The sequence below is a fragment of the Aquipluma nitroreducens genome (genome assembly GCF_009689585.1).
GTDB lineage: Bacteria > Bacteroidota > Bacteroidia > Bacteroidales > Prolixibacteraceae > Aquipluma > Aquipluma nitroreducens.
The window spans coordinates 3,002,710-3,021,000 of the sequence record NZ_AP018694.1 but is presented as its reverse complement, the minus strand read 5'-3'; the positions used below and the strand labels follow the sequence as shown (position 1 = coordinate 3,021,000).

The 18,291-nt window shown below is 41.0% G+C and carries 16 protein-coding genes; 11 read left to right on the top strand and 5 right to left on the bottom strand.

The features are described 5' to 3' along the window. Positions 1 to 3: 3 nt before the first annotated feature. The 3 genes from istB to AQPE_RS12690 all read left to right on the top strand — a co-directional run bounded on the left by istB (position 4) and on the right by AQPE_RS12690 (position 2,487). The gene (gene istB, locus AQPE_RS12700) at positions 4 to 735 is read left to right on the top strand and encodes an IS21-like element helper ATPase IstB (protein WP_318346872.1); all 732 of its coding nucleotides are present in this window, start codon (positions 4 to 6) and stop codon (positions 733 to 735) included. A gap of 249 nt (positions 736 to 984) precedes the next feature. Next, positions 985 to 1,206, top strand: a complete 222-nt coding sequence (locus AQPE_RS12695; RefSeq protein WP_318346871.1) for a helix-turn-helix transcriptional regulator — start codon at positions 985 to 987, stop codon at positions 1,204 to 1,206. Beyond that, positions 1,207 to 2,487 carry a tyrosine-type recombinase/integrase gene (locus tag AQPE_RS12690; RefSeq protein WP_318346870.1) on the top strand — a complete coding sequence of 427 codons (1,281 nt, stop codon included), beginning with the start codon at positions 1,207 to 1,209 and terminating at the stop codon, positions 2,485 to 2,487. A gap of 673 nt (positions 2,488 to 3,160) precedes the next feature. On the opposite strand, the gene AQPE_RS12685 is transcribed toward AQPE_RS12690, so the two are convergent. Further along, on the bottom strand, positions 3,161 to 3,640 hold the full coding sequence (locus AQPE_RS12685; RefSeq protein WP_318346869.1) for a hypothetical protein: 480 nt from the start codon (positions 3,638 to 3,640) through the stop codon (positions 3,161 to 3,163). Positions 3,641 to 3,966: 326 nt separating this feature from the next. On the opposite strand from AQPE_RS12685, the gene AQPE_RS12680 reads away from it, so the two are divergent. Together AQPE_RS12680 and hflX are read left to right on the top strand one after the other, a co-directional pair. After that, positions 3,967 to 4,845: a patatin-like phospholipase family protein gene (locus tag AQPE_RS12680; RefSeq protein ID WP_318346868.1), complete on the top strand. Its 879-nt coding sequence runs from the start codon at positions 3,967 to 3,969 to the stop codon at positions 4,843 to 4,845. A 158-nt stretch (positions 4,846 to 5,003) separates the two neighbouring features. Continuing rightward, positions 5,004 to 6,218, top strand: a complete 1,215-nt coding sequence (hflX, locus tag AQPE_RS12675; RefSeq protein ID WP_318346867.1) for a GTPase HflX — start codon at positions 5,004 to 5,006, stop codon at positions 6,216 to 6,218. Positions 6,219 to 6,333: 115 nt separating this feature from the next. On the opposite strand, the gene AQPE_RS12670 is transcribed toward hflX, so the two are convergent. Continuing rightward, positions 6,334 to 7,344: an aspartate-semialdehyde dehydrogenase gene (locus AQPE_RS12670; RefSeq protein WP_318346866.1), complete on the bottom strand. Its 1,011-nt coding sequence runs from the start codon at positions 7,342 to 7,344 to the stop codon at positions 6,334 to 6,336. 222 nt (positions 7,345 to 7,566) lie between these two features. Here AQPE_RS12670 and AQPE_RS12665 point away from each other — a divergent pair, with 222 nt between their 5' ends. From AQPE_RS12665 to AQPE_RS12640, 6 genes are all read left to right on the top strand, one after another. Then, positions 7,567 to 9,384 carry a T9SS type B sorting domain-containing protein gene (locus tag AQPE_RS12665; RefSeq protein WP_318346865.1) on the top strand — a complete coding sequence of 606 codons (1,818 nt, stop codon included), beginning with the start codon at positions 7,567 to 7,569 and terminating at the stop codon, positions 9,382 to 9,384. A 133-nt stretch (positions 9,385 to 9,517) separates the two neighbouring features. Further along, positions 9,518 to 10,840, top strand: coding sequence for an ATP-binding protein (locus AQPE_RS12660; RefSeq protein ID WP_318346864.1), 1,323 nt, complete (start codon positions 9,518 to 9,520; stop codon positions 10,838 to 10,840). A gap of 50 nt (positions 10,841 to 10,890) precedes the next feature. Continuing rightward, complete coding sequence (locus AQPE_RS12655; protein ID WP_318346863.1) at positions 10,891 to 12,366, top strand: DUF5687 family protein; 1,476 nt, start codon at positions 10,891 to 10,893, stop codon at positions 12,364 to 12,366. 2 nt (positions 12,367 to 12,368) lie between these two features. Beyond that, complete coding sequence (locus AQPE_RS12650) at positions 12,369 to 13,085, top strand: ABC transporter ATP-binding protein (protein WP_318346862.1); 717 nt, start codon at positions 12,369 to 12,371, stop codon at positions 13,083 to 13,085. 12 nt (positions 13,086 to 13,097) lie between these two features. Next, positions 13,098 to 13,640, top strand: coding sequence for a hypothetical protein (locus tag AQPE_RS12645; protein ID WP_318346861.1), 543 nt, complete (start codon positions 13,098 to 13,100; stop codon positions 13,638 to 13,640). A 187-nt stretch (positions 13,641 to 13,827) separates the two neighbouring features. Then, a complete protein-coding gene (locus AQPE_RS12640) occupies positions 13,828 to 14,463 on the top strand; it encodes a YiiX/YebB-like N1pC/P60 family cysteine hydrolase (protein WP_318346860.1) in 636 nt (211 codons plus the stop codon). A 122-nt stretch (positions 14,464 to 14,585) separates the two neighbouring features. Here AQPE_RS12640 and AQPE_RS12635 read toward each other — a convergent pair whose 3' ends face one another. The 3 genes from AQPE_RS12635 to AQPE_RS12625 all read right to left on the bottom strand — a co-directional run bounded on the left by AQPE_RS12635 (position 14,586) and on the right by AQPE_RS12625 (position 18,201). Continuing rightward, a complete protein-coding gene (locus tag AQPE_RS12635; RefSeq protein ID WP_318346859.1) occupies positions 14,586 to 15,800 on the bottom strand; it encodes an ABC transporter permease in 1,215 nt (404 codons plus the stop codon). Positions 15,801 to 15,892: 92 nt separating this feature from the next. Continuing rightward, complete coding sequence (locus AQPE_RS12630; RefSeq protein WP_318346858.1) at positions 15,893 to 17,119, bottom strand: ABC transporter permease; 1,227 nt, start codon at positions 17,117 to 17,119, stop codon at positions 15,893 to 15,895. Positions 17,120 to 17,208: 89 nt separating this feature from the next. After that, positions 17,209 to 18,201 (bottom strand): HlyD family secretion protein, encoded by a 993-nt coding sequence (locus AQPE_RS12625; protein ID WP_318346857.1) that lies wholly within the window; start codon positions 18,199 to 18,201, stop codon positions 17,209 to 17,211. Positions 18,202 to 18,291: the final 90 nt, after the last annotated feature.

Sequence of the window (18,291 nt, the reverse complement as noted above, 5' to 3'; positions counted from 1 at the left end):
AAAATGAGACAGATGAAGTTCTTCGGTATGGTTCGTGCCTTTAGAACAAGCATCGAGAATGGCAGCATGATTCAAATGACAGGCGATGAAATGGTATCGATGCTTATTGATGCCGAATGGGATGATCGTAACAATCGCCGCATAGAGAGGCAAATGCGCAATGCAAAGTTCCGTTATAAAGCCAACATTGAGCAGTTGCACTTTGATATAGATCGCAACCTGGACAAAAATCAGTTCATGCGTATGGCTGAGTGTACTTTTATCGGAAGAAAAGAGAATCTTCTGATCACCGGGAGTACCGGAATAGGCAAGAGCTTCATTGCTTCTGCTATCGGAAATCAAGCCTGTACCCTTGGGTTCAAAGTACTTTATGCCAACACTACAAAGCTGTTTACAAGATTAAAAATGGCCAAAGCAGATGGTTCGTACATCAGAGAAGTTGCAAAGATAGAAAGACAGGATCTTTTGATTCTGGACGATTTTGGCTTGCAGCCGCTTGATGCATCAAACAGGTCGGTACTTATGGAAATCGTGGAAGATCGTCACGGAAACCGTTCAACCATTATAACCTCTCAGTTGCCAGTGGCACAATGGTATGAGGTTATCGGAGAACAAACAATAGCGGATGCAATACTTGACCGCATTGTTCATGATGCTCATCGAATGGAACTTGTAGGAGAATCAATACGAAGAAGACAACGAAACAAAATCGTAGAAACTGTTGAATCAGAATAAATAAATCTAATTTTGTATAACTCTAATCAAAACAAGGAAATGATCGTTCTCAATATTGAAAATAGGTGGTCAATTTACTCCGGCGAAAGGTGGTCAATATAAAACGGCGCGGACTGGTCAATTTAACCGGCAAATCCACTATATGTCTATATAAGAGATCTTTGTTAGCATTAATTTAGCATTAAAATTTTTTATTGTCAAATTTTTCCGATATATTTTGAATATTAGAAACAATAAAAAAATTTAATTATGAAAGTTAGGAATGACAATATTCTGGACATCCCAGGTGTAGCAGAATATACAACTTTGTCGAAATCGACAATTTACAAAATGATTAATCTGAACACAATCCCTTATCATAAAATTGGGACAAGAACCCTGTTCTTCGTTGAAGAAATTGACAATTGGGTGAAGAATGACGGATTAATCGTTACAAAGCTACCTGAGTTACGAATCTTTAAAATTAAGTGAATGGCAACGTTTAAAGTGGTACCAGACAAGAGGTACAAGAGAAAGGATAATACTAACAGATATTGTCTTAGAACTATGGTGGAAGGTAAAGTAACTTACCTTCCCCTTGATTTTCAATTAACTCCCCAAGAACATAAGATCATCTTCAATAAGAAATCGATGGGAAAAGAAAGCATTGATGTTAGGGAACAGATAAACGACCTTGAAACCAAGGCAAAACGTATTTATAGCTCAATGAAACGGTTTGATCTTGACCGATTCAAGCAGTTGTTTTATAACCTTGGAGGTGAATATATCAACGTTGCTGATGATCCAATGGTTCCAAAGACATTGGCTGTTAAAGATTTGTTTAAGTACTACTTGGACAATAGCCAAATCAAACGTGCAACTAAGGTTCACATGGCTGTTACACAGAGGATGCTTAATTATTTTCAACCCGGATTATTTGTGGATGAGATTGATGCAAAATTTCTTAAACGATTTGAGCAGTACCATACAGATCAGGGCAAAGGGATGTCAACCGTGTCTTCCTACATGCGTGATACAAGGACTGTGATCAACTATTTCAGCAAAGTAAAACCAATCATTCCAAAGGATTATCAGTATCCATTTGGACGAGTAGGATACTCAATCAAGTCAGTTCGGAAGAAGAAAAATGTAATGAGTGAGATGGAAATTTCTTCGTTGATTGAAATGGATCATTTCCCAAATCCCAAACAACAGTATGCCTTGAATATATGGCTCACTTTGTATTATGGTTGCGGTATAAATCCAGTTGATTTGCTAAGGTTAAAATGGGAAAATGTGGAATCCAATCATATTCATTTGATCCGCAAAAAGACTGAGACAACGCGAAAATCAAATCTTCAGGAATTGGTTTTACCATTAACAGATGAATTGAAAGAATACCTGAATATGGTTGGTGACCCAACTAGTCCGTTTGTTTTAGGGAAGCTAAAAGAAGATTATACCGAAACCTCCCTTATGAATCTAAAAAATAGATTTGGATGGGAGATTAACAGGCAACTGAATAAGATCAGCAAGAGCTTGAACCTATCAGTACCTTTAAGATTGTGTACGGCCAGAGATTGTTACGCCAGCACTTTAAAACGTCAGGGTGTACCTCGTGAATTCATCGGTGATATGCTCGGTCACAATGACCCAAGAACTACTTCACATTATCTCGATTCATTGTCAATAGAAGAAACTTTTAATGTTAACAATAAGTTGGTGAAAAAGAAGAAGAAAGAAGTTGATGTAGGATTGGAAGTCGTTATCTGATTTCAAAAAAGAGTAAGTGGTTACTCTTTTTTTTTGCCATTATTGTCTGGCTCATAAGGAGCCAAGCATATTTGTTCATGTTTATCGTCCGGAATCAGGATGTTGATGGGGTTCTTTAAATGGAAATAAGACTAAAAAACTGAAATTTAGTCGTTAGTAACCCATTAATTTAGTGTTCAGAAAATTGCCAGATTATTGCCAGAAGATTTGCCAGAAAAACGGAAAATCGGTGAAGTATATCACAAAAATAAAACTAATTAAAAATGTAATGTAGTGATATGTAGTGTAGTGTAACTAATTGATAATGAGAGAAAAGGCTCTGCCAGTCAAACGCTCTAGCCAACTGAGCTAATCCCCCTTTCGAGGCGACAAATATAGAAAAATATTTCATCTGCAACACTTTAAACAAACCCGAAATTTTGTCTTTTTTATCCGAACTCTTTTAGCCTTTTGGGATTTGCCAGATTTTTGCCTGATAGTAACTGATAATGAACCGAATTCAAAATTATCGGAGTTGATTTAAGGATTTAGTTCTCACTGAGGGCAAGTTTTATTTTGACCAAAAACACGTTCAACCTATATGATCTTTAAGACAATGAGATCAAGTGTCATCAAAAAAAGAGAGCCGATCCAAATCGGAACAGCTCTCTTTAACCACAATTGAAAATTCTAACTATTTGTTTTCTGCTAATTTTCCTTCATCAATCAACTTCTGAACAACTTTTGCTTCTTCCCGATCAGCAATCCATTTTGTCACCAGTTGGGCTTCCTTCCGATAATCAATAGCAGCATCAGCATCTTCATTGAAAATAAATTCTGAAGCATTCGGATTTTCAGACTTTGCTTCACCAGCACAAGTAGTCATTTTCTGATTCGATCCAAATACGCCTTCATCGATCAACTTCTGAACAGCTTTTGCCTCTTCCAGATCAGCTACCCATTTTGTTACTAACTGGGCTTCTTTCCGATAATCAATAGTGGCATCTGCATTGTCATTGAAAACAAATTCTGAAGAATTCAGATTTTCAAGTTTTACATTTATTACTTCTGCCCCGATACTTGAATTTTTATTACTTAATGCTGCATTGGCATTTAATACTCCAACTAATCCCAGTGTACAAATAATAATGAGTGATGTAATTTTCGTTTTCATAATTTTTCTTTTAATTGTTTTCTATTGTTTCTGTCTTAAATTGTTTTTACTGTTGTAATTATGAATCAAATATACGTTGGCCTCAGTTGCTTTTAAAAATTGAATAGATGGGTTGCCGGTTTTTATCGGCAGATGTCGACATTTTAAGTTTTATTTACCCACAAAAGTGAAACGTTTGGCTCGCCGAGCTACTCTACTCCCTCTCAACCCGACTCTCTTTTACTAGTTTACTGTTGAATTTCAGTGAAATAAACGATCTGTTTTTAATTCGTGAAGTTTCTGTTTGTTTTTTGTCCGGTCGTTATCTTTGCAAGAAAGGTTATGAAATGAAAAATTCTTGTATTGTGCTTGAAGGCGGTGGTCTTCGTGGAGCATTCACTAGTGGGGTATTGGAATACTTTCTTGAAGAGGAACTAAATTTCGACAGGGTTATTGGTGTTTCGGCTGGCGCTTGCATTGGCGCATCCTATTTGTCGAAACAAAAAGGCAGAAATCGAAAAGTAAATGTTGAATATCCTTCTGATAAGCGTTACATGGGATTTCGCCATCTCATTACAACCGGATCGTATTTCAACATGAAGTTTGTTTTTGGCGAACTGCCAACCACGCTTGTTCCTTTTGATGAAAAAGCATTTTTTAAAAACCCGGCAGAATTTGACGTGATAACTACCTCGTTAGAATCAGGAGAAAGCGTAGTTTTTGCCAAACGAGAGATCGCAAATATCGGCATTGACAGGGTGCTTATTGCATCATCAAGTATCCCACTTCTTTCTCAAGCGGTAAATATAAATGGCCAGCTCTTTTTCGACGGAGGGGTAGCTGATTCGATTCCAGTGAAATACGCATTGAGCAAACACGAAAAAGTTGTAGTCGTACTAACGCGTCCCAGAGGTTACCGAAAAAAGGAATTGAGAAACTCACTTCCGTTTAAATTTGCTTTCAGGAAACATCCTGAATTTTTGGCAACTTTACTTAAACGAAATAGCGAATACAATAAAACTCTTGATTTCTGCGACCAAATGGAAAAAGAAGGCAAATTATTTATTATCACACCATCTCCTGAATTCTCTATCGGACGCACCGAACAAGACCTTGAAAAACGAGTAAATTTTTACAATCATGGCTACTCACTTATTCAGAAAGAATTTTCAAATCTCAATCAGTTTTTAAATTCGAATGCAGTACTGAATGATTCCGTAAGATAATTTCAGATAAATTTCATTTGGACTTGCTGTGATCACGGACAATAGAATCCTGAATTTTTCTGAAAGAATAATCAGTATCTTTAGCGCCCAATAAATTCAATGAATATCTGGGTCTGACCAAAACCAAAACCGGATTTTGATTGGTAATGAATGAAATTATGATTGAAAACTCACCACTTATAGAAACAGCAGTCCTGGTTGGCTTGATTACCAAAGATCAGGACGAAAGTCAGGCAAAGGAATATTTGGAGGAACTCGAATTTTTGGCCGACACTGCTGGTGCGGTGGTAAAAAAACATTTCCTGCAACGCCTGGATATCCCAAATCATGCCACATTTGTCGGAACCGGTAAACTGGAAGAAATTGGCGAATACATTAAAGCCAACGAAATCGGTGCAGTCATTTTTGACGATGATCTCAGTCCAACCCAACTTCGGAACATTGAGAAAGCACTCGAATGCAAAGTCCTGGATCGGACGTTTCTGATCCTGGATATTTTTGCCCGGCGGGCACAGACCGCTCACGCCAAAACGCAGGTTGAACTCGCTCAATATCAATACATGCTGCCTAGATTGACTCGCTTATGGACTCACTTGGAGCGTCAGCGCGGAGGTATCGGGATGCGCGGACCTGGTGAATCGCAAATTGAAACCGACCGCCGTATTATTCTCGATAAAATTGCTTTGCTGAAAGAGCAGATGATCAAGATCGACAAGCAAAAGTCGACGCAACGCAAAAACCGTGGACGAATGGTGCGAGTGGCTTTGGTTGGATACACCAATGTGGGCAAATCGACCATGATGAACCTGTTGTGCAAATCGGAGGTTTTTGCTGAAAATAAACTCTTTGCGACACTGGATACTACCGTTCGCAAAATGGTTGTTGGAAACCTGCCATTCCTGCTGGCTGATACTGTAGGATTTATCCGGAAATTGCCTCATGGCTTGGTAGAATCGTTCAAATCGACGTTGGATGAAGTACGCGAATCGGATATTCTGATGCACATTGTGGATATTTCGCATCAGGGGTTCGAAGAACAGATTGAAGTGGTAAATCGCACCCTGAAAGAGATTAATGCAGGCGACAAACCTACCATTTACGTATTCAACAAAATTGATGCATTTACTTACGTTGAAAAACATCAGGACGATTTAACTGCACGAACAAAGCAGAATGTTTCGCTGGAAGAATGGGAAAGCAGTTGGATGGCCAAAAACAACACGCCCTCATTGTTTGTTTCGGCCAAAACAAAGGAAAACATTGACGGGTTGAAAAAGACTTTATATGAAGAAGTAAAGAAAATACACATCACGCGTTTCCCATACAACGACTTTCTCTACGATGAGAATTGGACAGTAAAGATTGAAGAATAACTTTTATGAGTGTTTATTTTAGTAAGGGCTTCACTTCAAGTGAAACTCTCACTATATAAGAAATATGAAAAGCCAGTCGATTTGACTGGCTTTTCATATTTTAGCTTATTGTGTTTTATTTCACTTCGCCTTTTTTGATCAACCATTCAGCTATCTGAACAGCATTCAACGCAGCGCCTTTTTTAATCTGGTCGCCAACACACCAGAAAGTCAAACTTTTAGGATTTGAAACATCTTTGCGGATACGACCAACATAAACATCGTCTTTTCCTGAAACAAACAACGGCATTGGGTAAACTTTTTGAGATGGATTATCCAGAACAGTCAAACCTTCCAGTTTTTCCATTTCAGCTTTTACCACCTCGATGTCCAATGCATTTTCGGTTTCCACCCAAACAGCTTCAGAATGCGCACGGGCAACCGGAATCCGGATACAAGTTGCACTCACTTCAGCATCGGTGTGCATAATTTTTTTGGTTTCCCAGTTCATTTTCATTTCCTCTTTGGTGTAATCATTTTCGAGGAATACATCAATCTGGGGAATGATATTCATCGCCAACTGATAAGGAAACTTGTTAATAGTAGGTTCTTCACCTTTGGCAACTTGCTGAATCTGAGTTTCCAATTCCGCAATCCCCTGCGCACCAGCACCACTGGCAGCCTGATAAGTAGCCACATGAACTCGCACAATTTTCGACAGATCGTTGATCGGCTTCAGGGCCACAACCATTTGAATGGTTGAGCAGTTCGGGTTAGCGATAATGTTACGTGGACGAACCAGCGCATCTTCAGGATTCACTTCCGGAACCACCAATGGAACATCGCTATCGTAGCGAAAAGCGCTCGAATTATCAATCATGATAGCACCATATTTGGTAATGGTATCAGCAAATTCTTTCGAAATCGATGCACCAGCCGATGTCAAAGCAATGTCAATGTCCTTAAAATCATCGTTGTGCTTCAATTCCTTAACAACCAGTTTTTTGCCTCTGAATTCGTACTCGTTTCCAGCCGAGCGGCCAGATCCAAACAAAACCAGTTCATCGAGCGGAAAATTTCGTTCAGCCAAAACTTTCAGGAATTCCTGGCCTACCGCACCACTTGCGCCAACTACTGCAACTTTCATTTCAATCGTATTTAATTATTTACTAATCTTCTGATTACATTCTTATTTGGCTATTTGTTCAATTTTTGTTAAATTGAATGAGTTTTCGCCTGCTTTTGCTCTTAATAATGCATCAAAAATAACGCTTTGCTTTTAATTTTTCAAAATATGGCCAGATTTATTTTTATTTTTCAAATAATACTTGTCTATTTTTTAACAATCGTAAGTTACAATGCTTTTAGCATGCATAAATCAGACCTTAATTCTTTTGCAAAAATAGAAAACCTAAACAGAAACGACACCATCTCAACCTTTTTCAGCGACGATTTCGAAAACAACTCTATTTCAGGATGGAAACAAACGGCAGACTGGGAGGTTTCGGCTGCTGAAAAAATTTCAGGAACAGTATCGCTAAAGCACTCGACCCTTGCAGCAAGCGGCAATTCTGCGATCTTTCATACAGCCAATTCCGATTTGAATTCTTCGGATATTGAGTGGTCGTTCACACTTAAAAACGGCAATTGGGATCCCTCATCAGCCAACCGATTCTGGTTTTATTTATGTGCCGATACCATTCAGACAGATTTAATTAGCGGTTGGGCTGTGGGCATAAATCTCTCCGGAAGTAGCGATTTACTTGAACTTTGGCGAATCCGGAATGGCAAAGCCGACAGTCTGATCGTTCAATCTGACCTCGACTGGAATGCCTCAACATTGGCGACAATCACAGCCAAACGAGCAGTTCGGGGAGTTTGGACTCTGAATTACCATAAATCCGGTGAGGCGAAAAGCAAAACCTTTACCGGAAATGATCCGTTTGCTACGGCATTCAAAAACATCGGCATTTATTTCAACTTCACCCCTACCCGCGCCGGACAGTTGTGGATTGACGATATTTCGGTCGTACAACTTGCCACCGAGCTTTTCATTCAGAAACTAACACTAATTGATTCAAAAACATTAACCCTGACTTTTAATAAACCAATTAATCCGTCGTCAATTCGTTCCCAAAATTTCAAATTGACTGACGAAACCGGCGAAAATATTCCAATCAATCAGGCAATGGCAACCAAAGGCTCCGACAAATCGATCGATGTAAGTTTTGGAAAAACTAGCGGAATTGAACTCAGCTTGTCTGTTTCCGGAATTTCAGATCTCTCCTGGAAAATAATGAATCCCGATACCAAAACGTTTTCCTATGCTTTCACTCCTGAAGTTGGTTCAATCCTGATCAACGAAGTGTTGTTCAATCCATTTTCTGGAGGAACAGATTTCGTCGAGTTGGTCAATGTTTCAGAACAAGCAATTCCGGTTTCCCGACTCAGACTCTCAACTCGCGATGATGCGTTGGCGCTGAAACAAATCTATCCGATCAGCGCAGAAAAGCGCTACCTGAAGCCTGGAGAATTCCTGGTCTGCACCAAAGATCCGACAATTGTTGCCTCACAATACATCACCAATAATCCGGTAAGTTTCTGTGCGATGAAGTCCTTCCCAAGTTATTCGGACGATTTTGGAACAGTGGTTTTGCTGAACGATTCGCTCGAAATTCTGGATGAATTCAGCTATTCAGCCAAAATGCACTCGCCATTTTTAGCCAACGAAGAAGGCGTTTCGCTCGAAAGGATTTCGCTTGAGAAACCAACCAACGAACCCACGAATTGGGCATCGGCTGCATCGTCAGTTGGGTTTGCAACTCCCGGACTGCCTAATTCGCAAGCCGGAAGCGAAACTAAAATTCAGGATGAAATTACGCCCGAACCAAAAGCTTTTTCGCCCAACGACGATGGTTACAACGATGAACTGACGATCAAATTCAAACTAAGCAAACCCGGTTATATCGCCAATGTGCGAATTTTTGATTCTGTTGGCCGACAGGTTCGATTCCTGATAAAAAACCAGTCGCTGGCACAAGAAGGAAACTGGCTTTGGGATGGACGCGACGAATCAGGACAAAAGCTGACAATAGGAGTTTACATTATTCTGGTTGAAGTTTTTGATCAGGGCGGGCAAACCAAAGCATTTAAGAAAACATGCACATTGACTGATCGGTTGGAATAATGATTGACAGCTAAAAGTTTGATTGCCTTTGATTTTTATCAAAATTGACATGATATTGCCTTTGATTTTCGTATATTTATCATCACAATTGCCTTTGATTTTCGAAACAACAATTCACTAATTACTACTATTTATGTACCTGAAACGAGATATTGATCTGGAACTTTCACTTTGGAGCAAAGATACTTCCAGAAAACCATTGCTTTTGAGAGGGGCAAGGCAAGTTGGCAAGTCGACAGCTATCAGGGCTCTTGCAGCTAATTTTGAACACTATCTGGAAATCAACTTCGAAGAGCAAAAGCAGGTGCATCAGTTATTTGCTGGGAATTTATCTCCTGAAGCCTTATGCGAAAATCTATCGGTATTATACAATATTCCGATTATTCCAGAAAAAACCTTGATCTTTTTTGATGAAATTCAGGCCTGTATTCCGGCAATTTCATCCCTTCGTTTTTTTTACGAAAAGATGCCCGAACTACATCTTATCGCTGCCGGTTCATTGCTCGAATTTGCTCTTGAAGAACTTCCATCGTTTGGGGTTGGACGTATTCGTTCAATGTTTTTGTACCCTTTTTCGTTCGATGAATTCTTATTGGCCAATAAGGAAGAACTATTGCTAAATGCTAAGCGAAAAGCATCTCCGGACAATCCTTTGCCCGAACCACTTCACAATAAGTTGCTTGAATATTTGAAACGCTTCCTCATTATTGGTGGAATGCCAGAGGTGGTTTCCAACTATGTACAGGGTAAAAATATGAATGACTGTCAGCGCGTTTTGGATGATCTGATAATTTCTTTAAAAGCCGACTTTTCTAAATATAAACAAAACGTACCAGTATCAAGGATTTCTGAAGTTTTCGAATCGGTGGTGGAACAGGTTGGTGGTAAATTTGTTTACGCCAAAGCCGCAACTGAAGCTAATTTAAAACAGATTAAAGTTGCAATTGACCTGTTGGTAATGGCAGGACTGACATATCCTGTCGTTCACACTTCAGCAAACGGAATCCCCTTGGGTGCTGAAAGTGATCACAAAAAGCGTAAAATGCTCATTTTCGACACGGGCATTTTCCAACGATTATTGGGGTTAAATATTGCTGAAGTTCTGTTAAGCGATCGGTTCAGCATGATCAATAAAGGATCCTTGGCCGAGCTTTTTGTTGGGCTCGAGTTGCTGAAATCGGTCTCCTGCTACGAACATCAATCTCTCTATTACTGGCAACGAGAGGCTTTGAACAGTAATGCTGAAGTTGATTATCTGATCCTTAAAGGGCAAACTATTATCCCGGTTGAAGTGAAAGCAGGAACCAAAGGCTCTATGCAGAGTCTATTTTTATTCCTGAAAGAAAAAAACAGACCTTTTGGTATTCGGCTCTCTTTGGAAAATTTCGCTGTTTATGATCAAATTCGTGTATTTCCGCTTTATGCCGTATCAAACTTGGTTCAGTCTAACCTGTAACAAAACATAACCTCAACATACCCATAACTAAAAGCAAAAAATCAACCCCAATGAATCAAAACCTTTTTTCACTCGCATGGCGCGAAACAGTCCGATCGGCCTACTGGGGCAAAAGCCTGGCAACCTCAATTGCACTTGGATTTCTGGCCTTGTATTTCTCTGCCAATTTCCTGATTCTGGGACTTTTTATCCCAAAAATATTGGCCGAAAGTTTTCCCAACGACGAGCCTGTAAGCAAATTCAACAGTATCGTTTTGGCCTATTTTGCCATCGACCTCATCGTTCGTCAGTTGATGCAAAAATTGCCAACGGTTAGTTTTAAACCCTTGTTGTTGCAGAGTATTCGCCGCAAAACAATTGCCAAATACCTGCTGACTCGCTCGCTGCTCAATTTTTTCAATGTGCTTCCGTTCTTCCTTCTGGTACCGGTCACCATTAAATTAGTTGCCGGTACACATTCAGTAATGGCCACAGCCGCGTGGTTTCTTTCCCTATTTATACTGATTTTCAGCAATCACTTTCTGGCCATCTACCTGAAATGGCGGTTCAACGAAGCCGAATATGGGTTCTTTATTTTACTCGGAGCATTAGCCGGTTTGTTTGCCATCAATCATTTTGGGATTGTCGATCTTTCAGGAGGAATGGGAAAACTACTCGACCTGATTCTGATTTATCCGGCAATTTCCATCCTATTCATTTTGCTTCCGGTGCTGTTCTATTTTCTGAATGTCAGGTTTTTGCTCAGCCGCATGTTTGTTAACCTGATTTCGGGGAAGCAAAAAGAAGAAAAGATCAGCGATTATTCGTGGCTCGATCGCCTGGGCGAAAATGGCCGATTTATCGCGCTTGAACTGAAGCTGATCTGGCGTAACAAACGTCCTCGTTCCGTAGCCATGATGACCTTAATTATGCTGTTCTACGGATTGCTGGTTTACAAAGATCAACATGGGCAGCCACCGCCCGAATTTATTTTCATATTGGGTGGAATTATTCTGGTAGGCATGTTTTCAATTTCGTACGGGCAATTTTTCCCAGCCTGGCACAGCAACTATTTTTCGATGCTCATGTGTCAGCGTTTAACCATGAAACAGTTCCTCAAATCGTTTTACATGTTGGTTACTGTAATTTCGGTAACTTGTTATTTTCTAACCCTTCCTTATGCACTGATGTATCCCAAAATCATTTACACGCATTTAGCCATGTTGCTTTATAATTTGGGCGTCAACATCCCGGTGATGTTTTGGGTGGGAATGTACAGCAAGAAACGGCTTGACCTGAGCCAATCGTCGGCCATGAATTATCAGGGCGTGAGCGCCACGCAATGGTTAGGTGCACTGCCACTGATGCTGGGCCCCATCTCACTGTTCTATTTGTTTAAACTGGCACTTGGAACCGTTGGTGGCTATGCTGCACTCGGAACACTTGGATTTATCGGAATCCTGTTCCATTCAGTCATCATCAATTTTTTCTCGAAGCAATACCGTAAACAAAAACATCAACTGATTAGAAACTACAAAAACTCGTAACCATGATACAGATACAAAACCTCATAAAAGCATATAATAAAGAAATAGTCCTGAATATTCCTGAACTGACCATCGAAAAAGGCGAAATTTTCGGGCTGGTTGGAAACAATGGCGCCGGAAAAACCACCATGTTCAATATTGTGCTTGACCTGATTACCGCCAGCAAAGGGCAGGTTGTGAGCAAAGGTATCGTGGTGCGCGAATCGGAAGACTGGAAAGACTTTACCGGTGCGTTTATCGACGAATCGTTCCTGATTGGCTACCTAACCGCTGAAGAATATTTTGCGTTTATAGCGGGATTACGCAGAATGAGTAAAACCGAAACGGCTGATTTCCTGAATGGATTTGCCGACTTTTTCAATGGCGAAATTCTGGGCAAGAAAAAGTTTATCCGCGACCTCTCGAAAGGGAACCAGAAGAAAGTGGGCATCGTGGCTGCATTGATGGGCAAACCCGAAATCGTGGTTCTGGATGAGCCTTTTGCTAACCTCGACCCGAGCTCGCAATACAAACTCCGGAAGCTGATTAAGGATTTCGCGAACGCGAACGGAACCACATTCCTGATTTCGGACCACACGCTCGAAAACATTGCCGATGTTTCTACCCGGTTAATTATCCTCGAAAAAGGCAAAATTGTTCGCGACGTTCCAAAGACTGAAACCACGCTTCAAGAAGTTGAAGCATTTTTTAAACCGGTGGTTGAAGCGGATGTGTTTTAGGTCAACATTACAGTGCAAAAAGACAAACCAATGCCATATACATTTAACGAACATTTGCATAACTATGCCGTTTGGGCAGCCGCTCGTGCTGTTGCACGAAATTTTACAAATACGGCTAACGTTAAATCAGCAATTGAAAAAACTGAACTTCGAAGTTTGCTTGATAGCAATGAAAAGTTCTCGATTGCTAGTTTTGATCAGTTCCATCGCGAAACAGCCGGAAAAATTATCGCTCATCTAAAGTTTATCGATAATGAACTTGGAGAAAAAGCAAGCTATGGCCGGGCAGCTAAAATAATTGCCATCTATATTAAAACGGCAATTGTTATTCGAGACTCAGGGATGAGTAATCTTGCAAGGATAGCCCACCCTCCGATCGATCGAATTTTATTGACAAACGCGAACAAAGAACATAAAAAACTTGGATTAGATAGGTACAATTGGACTCAGCTATCAGAAAATGAGTATTTTGAATTGGTCGAAAAACTAAGAACCATTGAGTTTGAGTCTTTCTGGGAAGTAGAACGATATTGGTCGCCCATTCAAGCGGAATAAATACGCAAATGAACGAAACAAGGTCATCAAGGATTATCCCAGAGGGATAAAATGTTATAGAAGATAAATCCACCACTCAACATTCGACCCCTTCGGGGTCGAACAATCTATTTGATATCCGGTTCTATAAATATATGACCTCTCTGAGGTCTGTTAAATCGGGATAAAAGGAACCATATCTTACATTATGAGCAAATTAATTTTGGCAATCAACTTTATAATTATTGCCGGACTTTTCGCCAGCGCCCAACCAGCGTCCAAAATCAAACTCCAATCAGGCGATCTGTTGTTTCGTGAAAAGTCATCTGAAAACATTTCGGAAGCGATCGATAAGGTAACCCAAACTTCCGGAGAAACCCATTTTTCGCATGTTGGGTTGGTTGAAGTAACCGATACAGGAATTGTTGCATTGCATGCTTACCCAGAAGGAGGAACCTGCATCGTTTCGCTCAGCGAATTTCTGCATCCCAAAGGTGATTCGGTGAAAGTTGTTGCTTACCGGCTGAAAAGTGAATGGCAAAAAGCGGTTCCCTCTGCCATCCAAAAAGCGCACTCCATGCTGGGTAAACCCTACAATTTCAGCTACATCATGTCAGACACCGCTCACTATTGTTCGGAGTTTGTGTATCTGACTTTTGTTGCCGATTCGGTTTTCAAGCTTGAACCAATGACTTTTAAAGACCCGGAAACCGGGAGCTTTCCTAAAGCATGGGTTGAATACTATCAGAAAATGGGAATTGAAATTCCGGAAGGCCAACCGGGCTGCAATCCCAATGGATTGGCGGCTTCAGAAAAATTGGAAAGATTAGGAAGGATACGATGAGGTTGACTCACAGGTCACTAATCTCGTCATTCTGAAATTGTTTCAGAATCTTTTCTTAATGTCAGATCCCGAAATAAATTCGGGATGACCTCCTAGTTCTTTATAGACAGCCAATGCATGGATTACAAATCTGAGCTTGCTTTCAATGCTTTTTTTGAATTGTGCAAAGCCGAAAAATACAGAGCCAAAGCCGCCGTGCAAAAATAAAACCCCATCAGGATAAGCATTTGCCAATACTCGTGCCGGATTTCGTGCAAGCCAACGCCCATGGTTCGTACACGCATATATGCCGGAATCATAATGGTTGATGGAAACAAATGAGCCAGATTATAGACAATCGGAGAAATAGAAGACGCTGGCCATGAAAGTCCGCTCAGGAAAACAACGATAGGCGAAAGAAAGACCATAAACGTAATCGACGATTCGCGGCGCTTGAACAGAACCGAAACCGTAATTCCCATAAAAATAACCGATAACAAAAACGGCAAGGTCAGTATCAGAACGGTGAGGTAACTGCCTTGATTGGGATAATTGAACCACGAATGGATCCAAATCATTGTAAAAACACAGTTAACAGCATAAATGGCGAGGTACGATAATGATTTCCCAAACAGGATCGGAAGAACACCACCCTTTTTCAACGCTACCGGAACCAGAAAGCTATCGCGTTTTTTCTCTTTGCCCGTACCTCCAACCATCCCGATTCCAATCAGTAATGTTTGCTGAAGGATAATGATGATGATGCCCGGCATTACAAACGAACCATATCCTGAAGCCGGATTAAACCAAAAATGCAAGTCTGCAACCAGCGGATCGCGTAATTGTGACGCCTGATTGTATGTTTTTCCTTCCATCATCAGCTTTTTAATTTCGACACCAGCAGAAAAAGTTCCAACCGCTTTAACCGAACCCCCAAGCAATTGGCGGTAGATCAGGAAATAACTTCCATCGGCAAACACCGAAACATTCGATTGTTTCCCATTCAGGATGTCTTTTTCAAAGTTTTGAGGGATAACAACTATCCCTCCTGAATTTCCTTCAAAAAAATCATTTCTGGCTTCATCTAAACTGGCAGCTACCCGGTTGATTTCAATCTGTTCAGCACCTTCAAGCATTTTAATCAACTGATGACTAGTCGTTGTGCGATCCAAATCGACGATAGTGGTTTTCAGTTCGCGAACCACTTCGCTTTTATAGGCAATGGCATAAACAATCGGGTAAATCATCAGCGCACCAACCAAAATCAGGATCGCACCGCTGTCTTTTCGGATGTCCCTGAATTCGTTACGGAAAAACTGTCCCGTCATTTCAATGCCTTTGTGTATTTTCTTGAACATTATCATCTATAAATAAAATCTGATCACTTTATATATCAATTGTTACGAGATGCGGGTTGCGGGTTTCACGTAACGCGTAACCCGGAACGCTTTCACACTTTCCCCCAATATTTTTCAGTCCTCAAAACCTTCTTCAGGCGCGGCAAAGAACTAACCGAAACCAGGATAAAAAGCACAAATATCGCCATCGGAATAAGTGCATGAACAATTGCCTCTCCCCGAATAGCCTGCGAAATAAAAATTTTTACCCATTGGGTAAACGGGAACAGATACGAAAAACCTCTGGCAATTGCTGGCATCGCAAATTGTGGAAAAGTCAGTCCCGAGAAAGTCAAAGCCATCATGGCGTAGGCGCTTGCCAACGACAAACCAAGACGCAAATTTGCAGTGACCGAAATCAACAATACCGCCAGCAACTGGTAAGTAACAATCATCATGATCTCGCCCAGCATAATAAAGGCAAAACTTCCCTGAAGTGGTGTTCCCATCCGCATAAATAAAACTACATTCATTACAACCGCATCAACTGTAAGTAAAATCGTGTATGGCAAAAGTTTTCCGGCCAGTCCAACAATAATACTTCCGTTGGCATGTTCAAGCCAATCGGGTCCTGTGCCTTCGCGCACTTCGGTACCCACAGCAAATACGTTGGATAATAAAGTAAAAACGACCACCATTAGCGGAAGAAGCGCAGTCAGCAGGAAATAGGAATAATTTCCGAAGGGATTAAACAGAATGTGCTGTTGAAGCCTCACGGGCTGGACTTTTGCTTTAGCTTGTCTTTCGGGCAAACCACTTTTCATGGCGAATTGCAATTTTATTCCTCCTGAAAGTGTTGCCAGCGATTTGTAGATTCCCTTTTGAAGGTATCCGCCCTTCAGAATATTGGTATTGTTAATGAACACCGAAATTTTCTCGCTGTTCCCTTTCATTATATTTTTTTCAGTTCCATCCGGAATAACCACAATTGCTTCCAGCTTTCCTTCAGCCATCTGTTGGTAGGCTTCTTCCTGATTGGGGAAGTGCATCGCGATTTCAGCTTCAGGAGTGGCATCAATCCACATCGCAATTTTCCGCGACAAAACGGTGTTGTCCAAATCGACAATGCCAACCGGAAGGTTACGGGGAACCCCCTCTGCAAAGATCGACAGCAGAATTACAAACGAGATGAGCGGGCCAATCAGTGTTGTAAACAGATAAATGGTCGAACCCGACATCCGGTCGATTTCGCGCAGAAAAACCTTGAAAAATGGGTTTTCCCTGAAAAACGACTCGCTGTGTGCAACCGAATTTAGTGTTCTATTTTGTTTCTTCTTCATTAACGATATTAGTCATTTGTCATTAGTCATTAGAAAAACAGTAAATCAAACCGTGTTGACTCAAACTCCGAATGACTAATGACTTTTTTCTATTTTTTAAACTGTTTCCAGTTTACCAAAACGCTCATACCGGGACGAAGCCCTTCGATGGAAGTCGATGGTACTGCATGTATTTCAAACGATTTCATATCGAAACCTCCGGAACTTTTAGTGGCGGTCCAGGTGGCGAAATCGGCCAGCGGACTGATGTAATTCACTTTCAGTACCACTTCTTTATTCCCCAATGCCGGAATAATCGCTTTTATTTCGCTACCCATGCGAACATCGGTCATCAAATCTTCGCGGATGTAAAGTGTTGCCCAGCTATCTTTCAGGTCAACCAGCGTGATTACCGGATAACCGGTTGGAACCAGTTCACCCTGTTCAGAAATAATGGTGGCCACCTCACCCGAAGCCTGAGCTTTCACCTGAGTTTCGGCCAGGTAAGCTTCCACTTCCTTAATTCCGCCCTCAGCCTGGTTCACCAGTTCCTGTGCCGAGCGTTTATCTTCGAATCGGGCGCCTTTCACCGCTTTTTCCCATTGCGATTTGGCGGCATTAGCCGTTTCACGGCCAGCTTTACTTTGCGTTTCGGCTTCGTCTCTCTTCTGTTCCGAAACAACTCCATCTTTATACAAATTATCGACCCGTGTAAATGTCTTTTCGTAAAGTCTGGCTGCGGCTTCGGCTTTCACATACAGGTTATAAGCAGCCGAAATATCCTCAGCCTGAGCTCCGTTCTGCGCCTTCAGGCTCTGTGCCTGAGCTGCATTCCGGAGTGCTGTTACCTGCAACAATTTAGCATCTATTTCCGGACTACTGATCGAAAACAGGAAATCGCCTTTGGTTACTTGCTGACCACGTTTCACAGCAATGGTGTCGATCCGCCCGGGAATTTTGGAGGCAACCTTGAACTGCGTAGCTTCAATTTCACCCTGCACTTCGAGCGGTAGCGGACGGGTAATCAACCATGTGGTATAAAGTAGAAAAATCAGCAAGGCGGTGAAAAACAGGCCGATAATAAAATTTCTTGTCTTGTTCATTGTATTGTATTTTTAAGTTTCAAAGTACCTGAGTTACAAAGCACCTGAGTTATTTTTTCATATTGTTGTAGTTTACTCCCAACAACCGGA

Excerpts from the sequence above, each read along its gene's own strand:
- istB (WP_318346872.1), top strand. The coding sequence starts at position 4 with ATGAGACAGATGAAGTTCTTCGGTATGGTTCGTGCCTTTAGAACAAGC.
- AQPE_RS12695 (WP_318346871.1), top strand. The coding sequence starts at position 985 with ATGAAAGTTAGGAATGACAATATTCTGGACATCCCAGGTGTAGCAGAA.
- AQPE_RS12690 (WP_318346870.1), top strand. The coding sequence starts at position 1,207 with ATGGCAACGTTTAAAGTGGTACCAGACAAGAGGTACAAGAGAAAGGAT.
- AQPE_RS12685 (WP_318346869.1), bottom strand. The coding sequence starts at position 3,640 with ATGAAAACGAAAATTACATCACTCATTATTATTTGTACACTGGGATTA.
- AQPE_RS12680 (WP_318346868.1), top strand. The coding sequence starts at position 3,967 with ATGAAAAATTCTTGTATTGTGCTTGAAGGCGGTGGTCTTCGTGGAGCA.
- hflX (WP_318346867.1), top strand. The coding sequence starts at position 5,004 with ATGATTGAAAACTCACCACTTATAGAAACAGCAGTCCTGGTTGGCTTG.
- AQPE_RS12670 (WP_318346866.1), bottom strand. The coding sequence starts at position 7,344 with ATGAAAGTTGCAGTAGTTGGCGCAAGTGGTGCGGTAGGCCAGGAATTC.
- AQPE_RS12665 (WP_318346865.1), top strand. The coding sequence starts at position 7,567 with ATGCATAAATCAGACCTTAATTCTTTTGCAAAAATAGAAAACCTAAAC.
- AQPE_RS12660 (WP_318346864.1), top strand. The coding sequence starts at position 9,518 with ATGTACCTGAAACGAGATATTGATCTGGAACTTTCACTTTGGAGCAAA.
- AQPE_RS12655 (WP_318346863.1), top strand. The coding sequence starts at position 10,891 with ATGAATCAAAACCTTTTTTCACTCGCATGGCGCGAAACAGTCCGATCG.
- AQPE_RS12650 (WP_318346862.1), top strand. The coding sequence starts at position 12,369 with ATGATACAGATACAAAACCTCATAAAAGCATATAATAAAGAAATAGTC.
- AQPE_RS12640 (WP_318346860.1), top strand. The coding sequence starts at position 13,828 with ATGAGCAAATTAATTTTGGCAATCAACTTTATAATTATTGCCGGACTT.
- AQPE_RS12635 (WP_318346859.1), bottom strand. The coding sequence starts at position 15,800 with ATGTTCAAGAAAATACACAAAGGCATTGAAATGACGGGACAGTTTTTC.
- AQPE_RS12630 (WP_318346858.1), bottom strand. The coding sequence starts at position 17,119 with ATGAAGAAGAAACAAAATAGAACACTAAATTCGGTTGCACACAGCGAG.
- AQPE_RS12625 (WP_318346857.1), bottom strand. The coding sequence starts at position 18,201 with ATGAACAAGACAAGAAATTTTATTATCGGCCTGTTTTTCACCGCCTTG.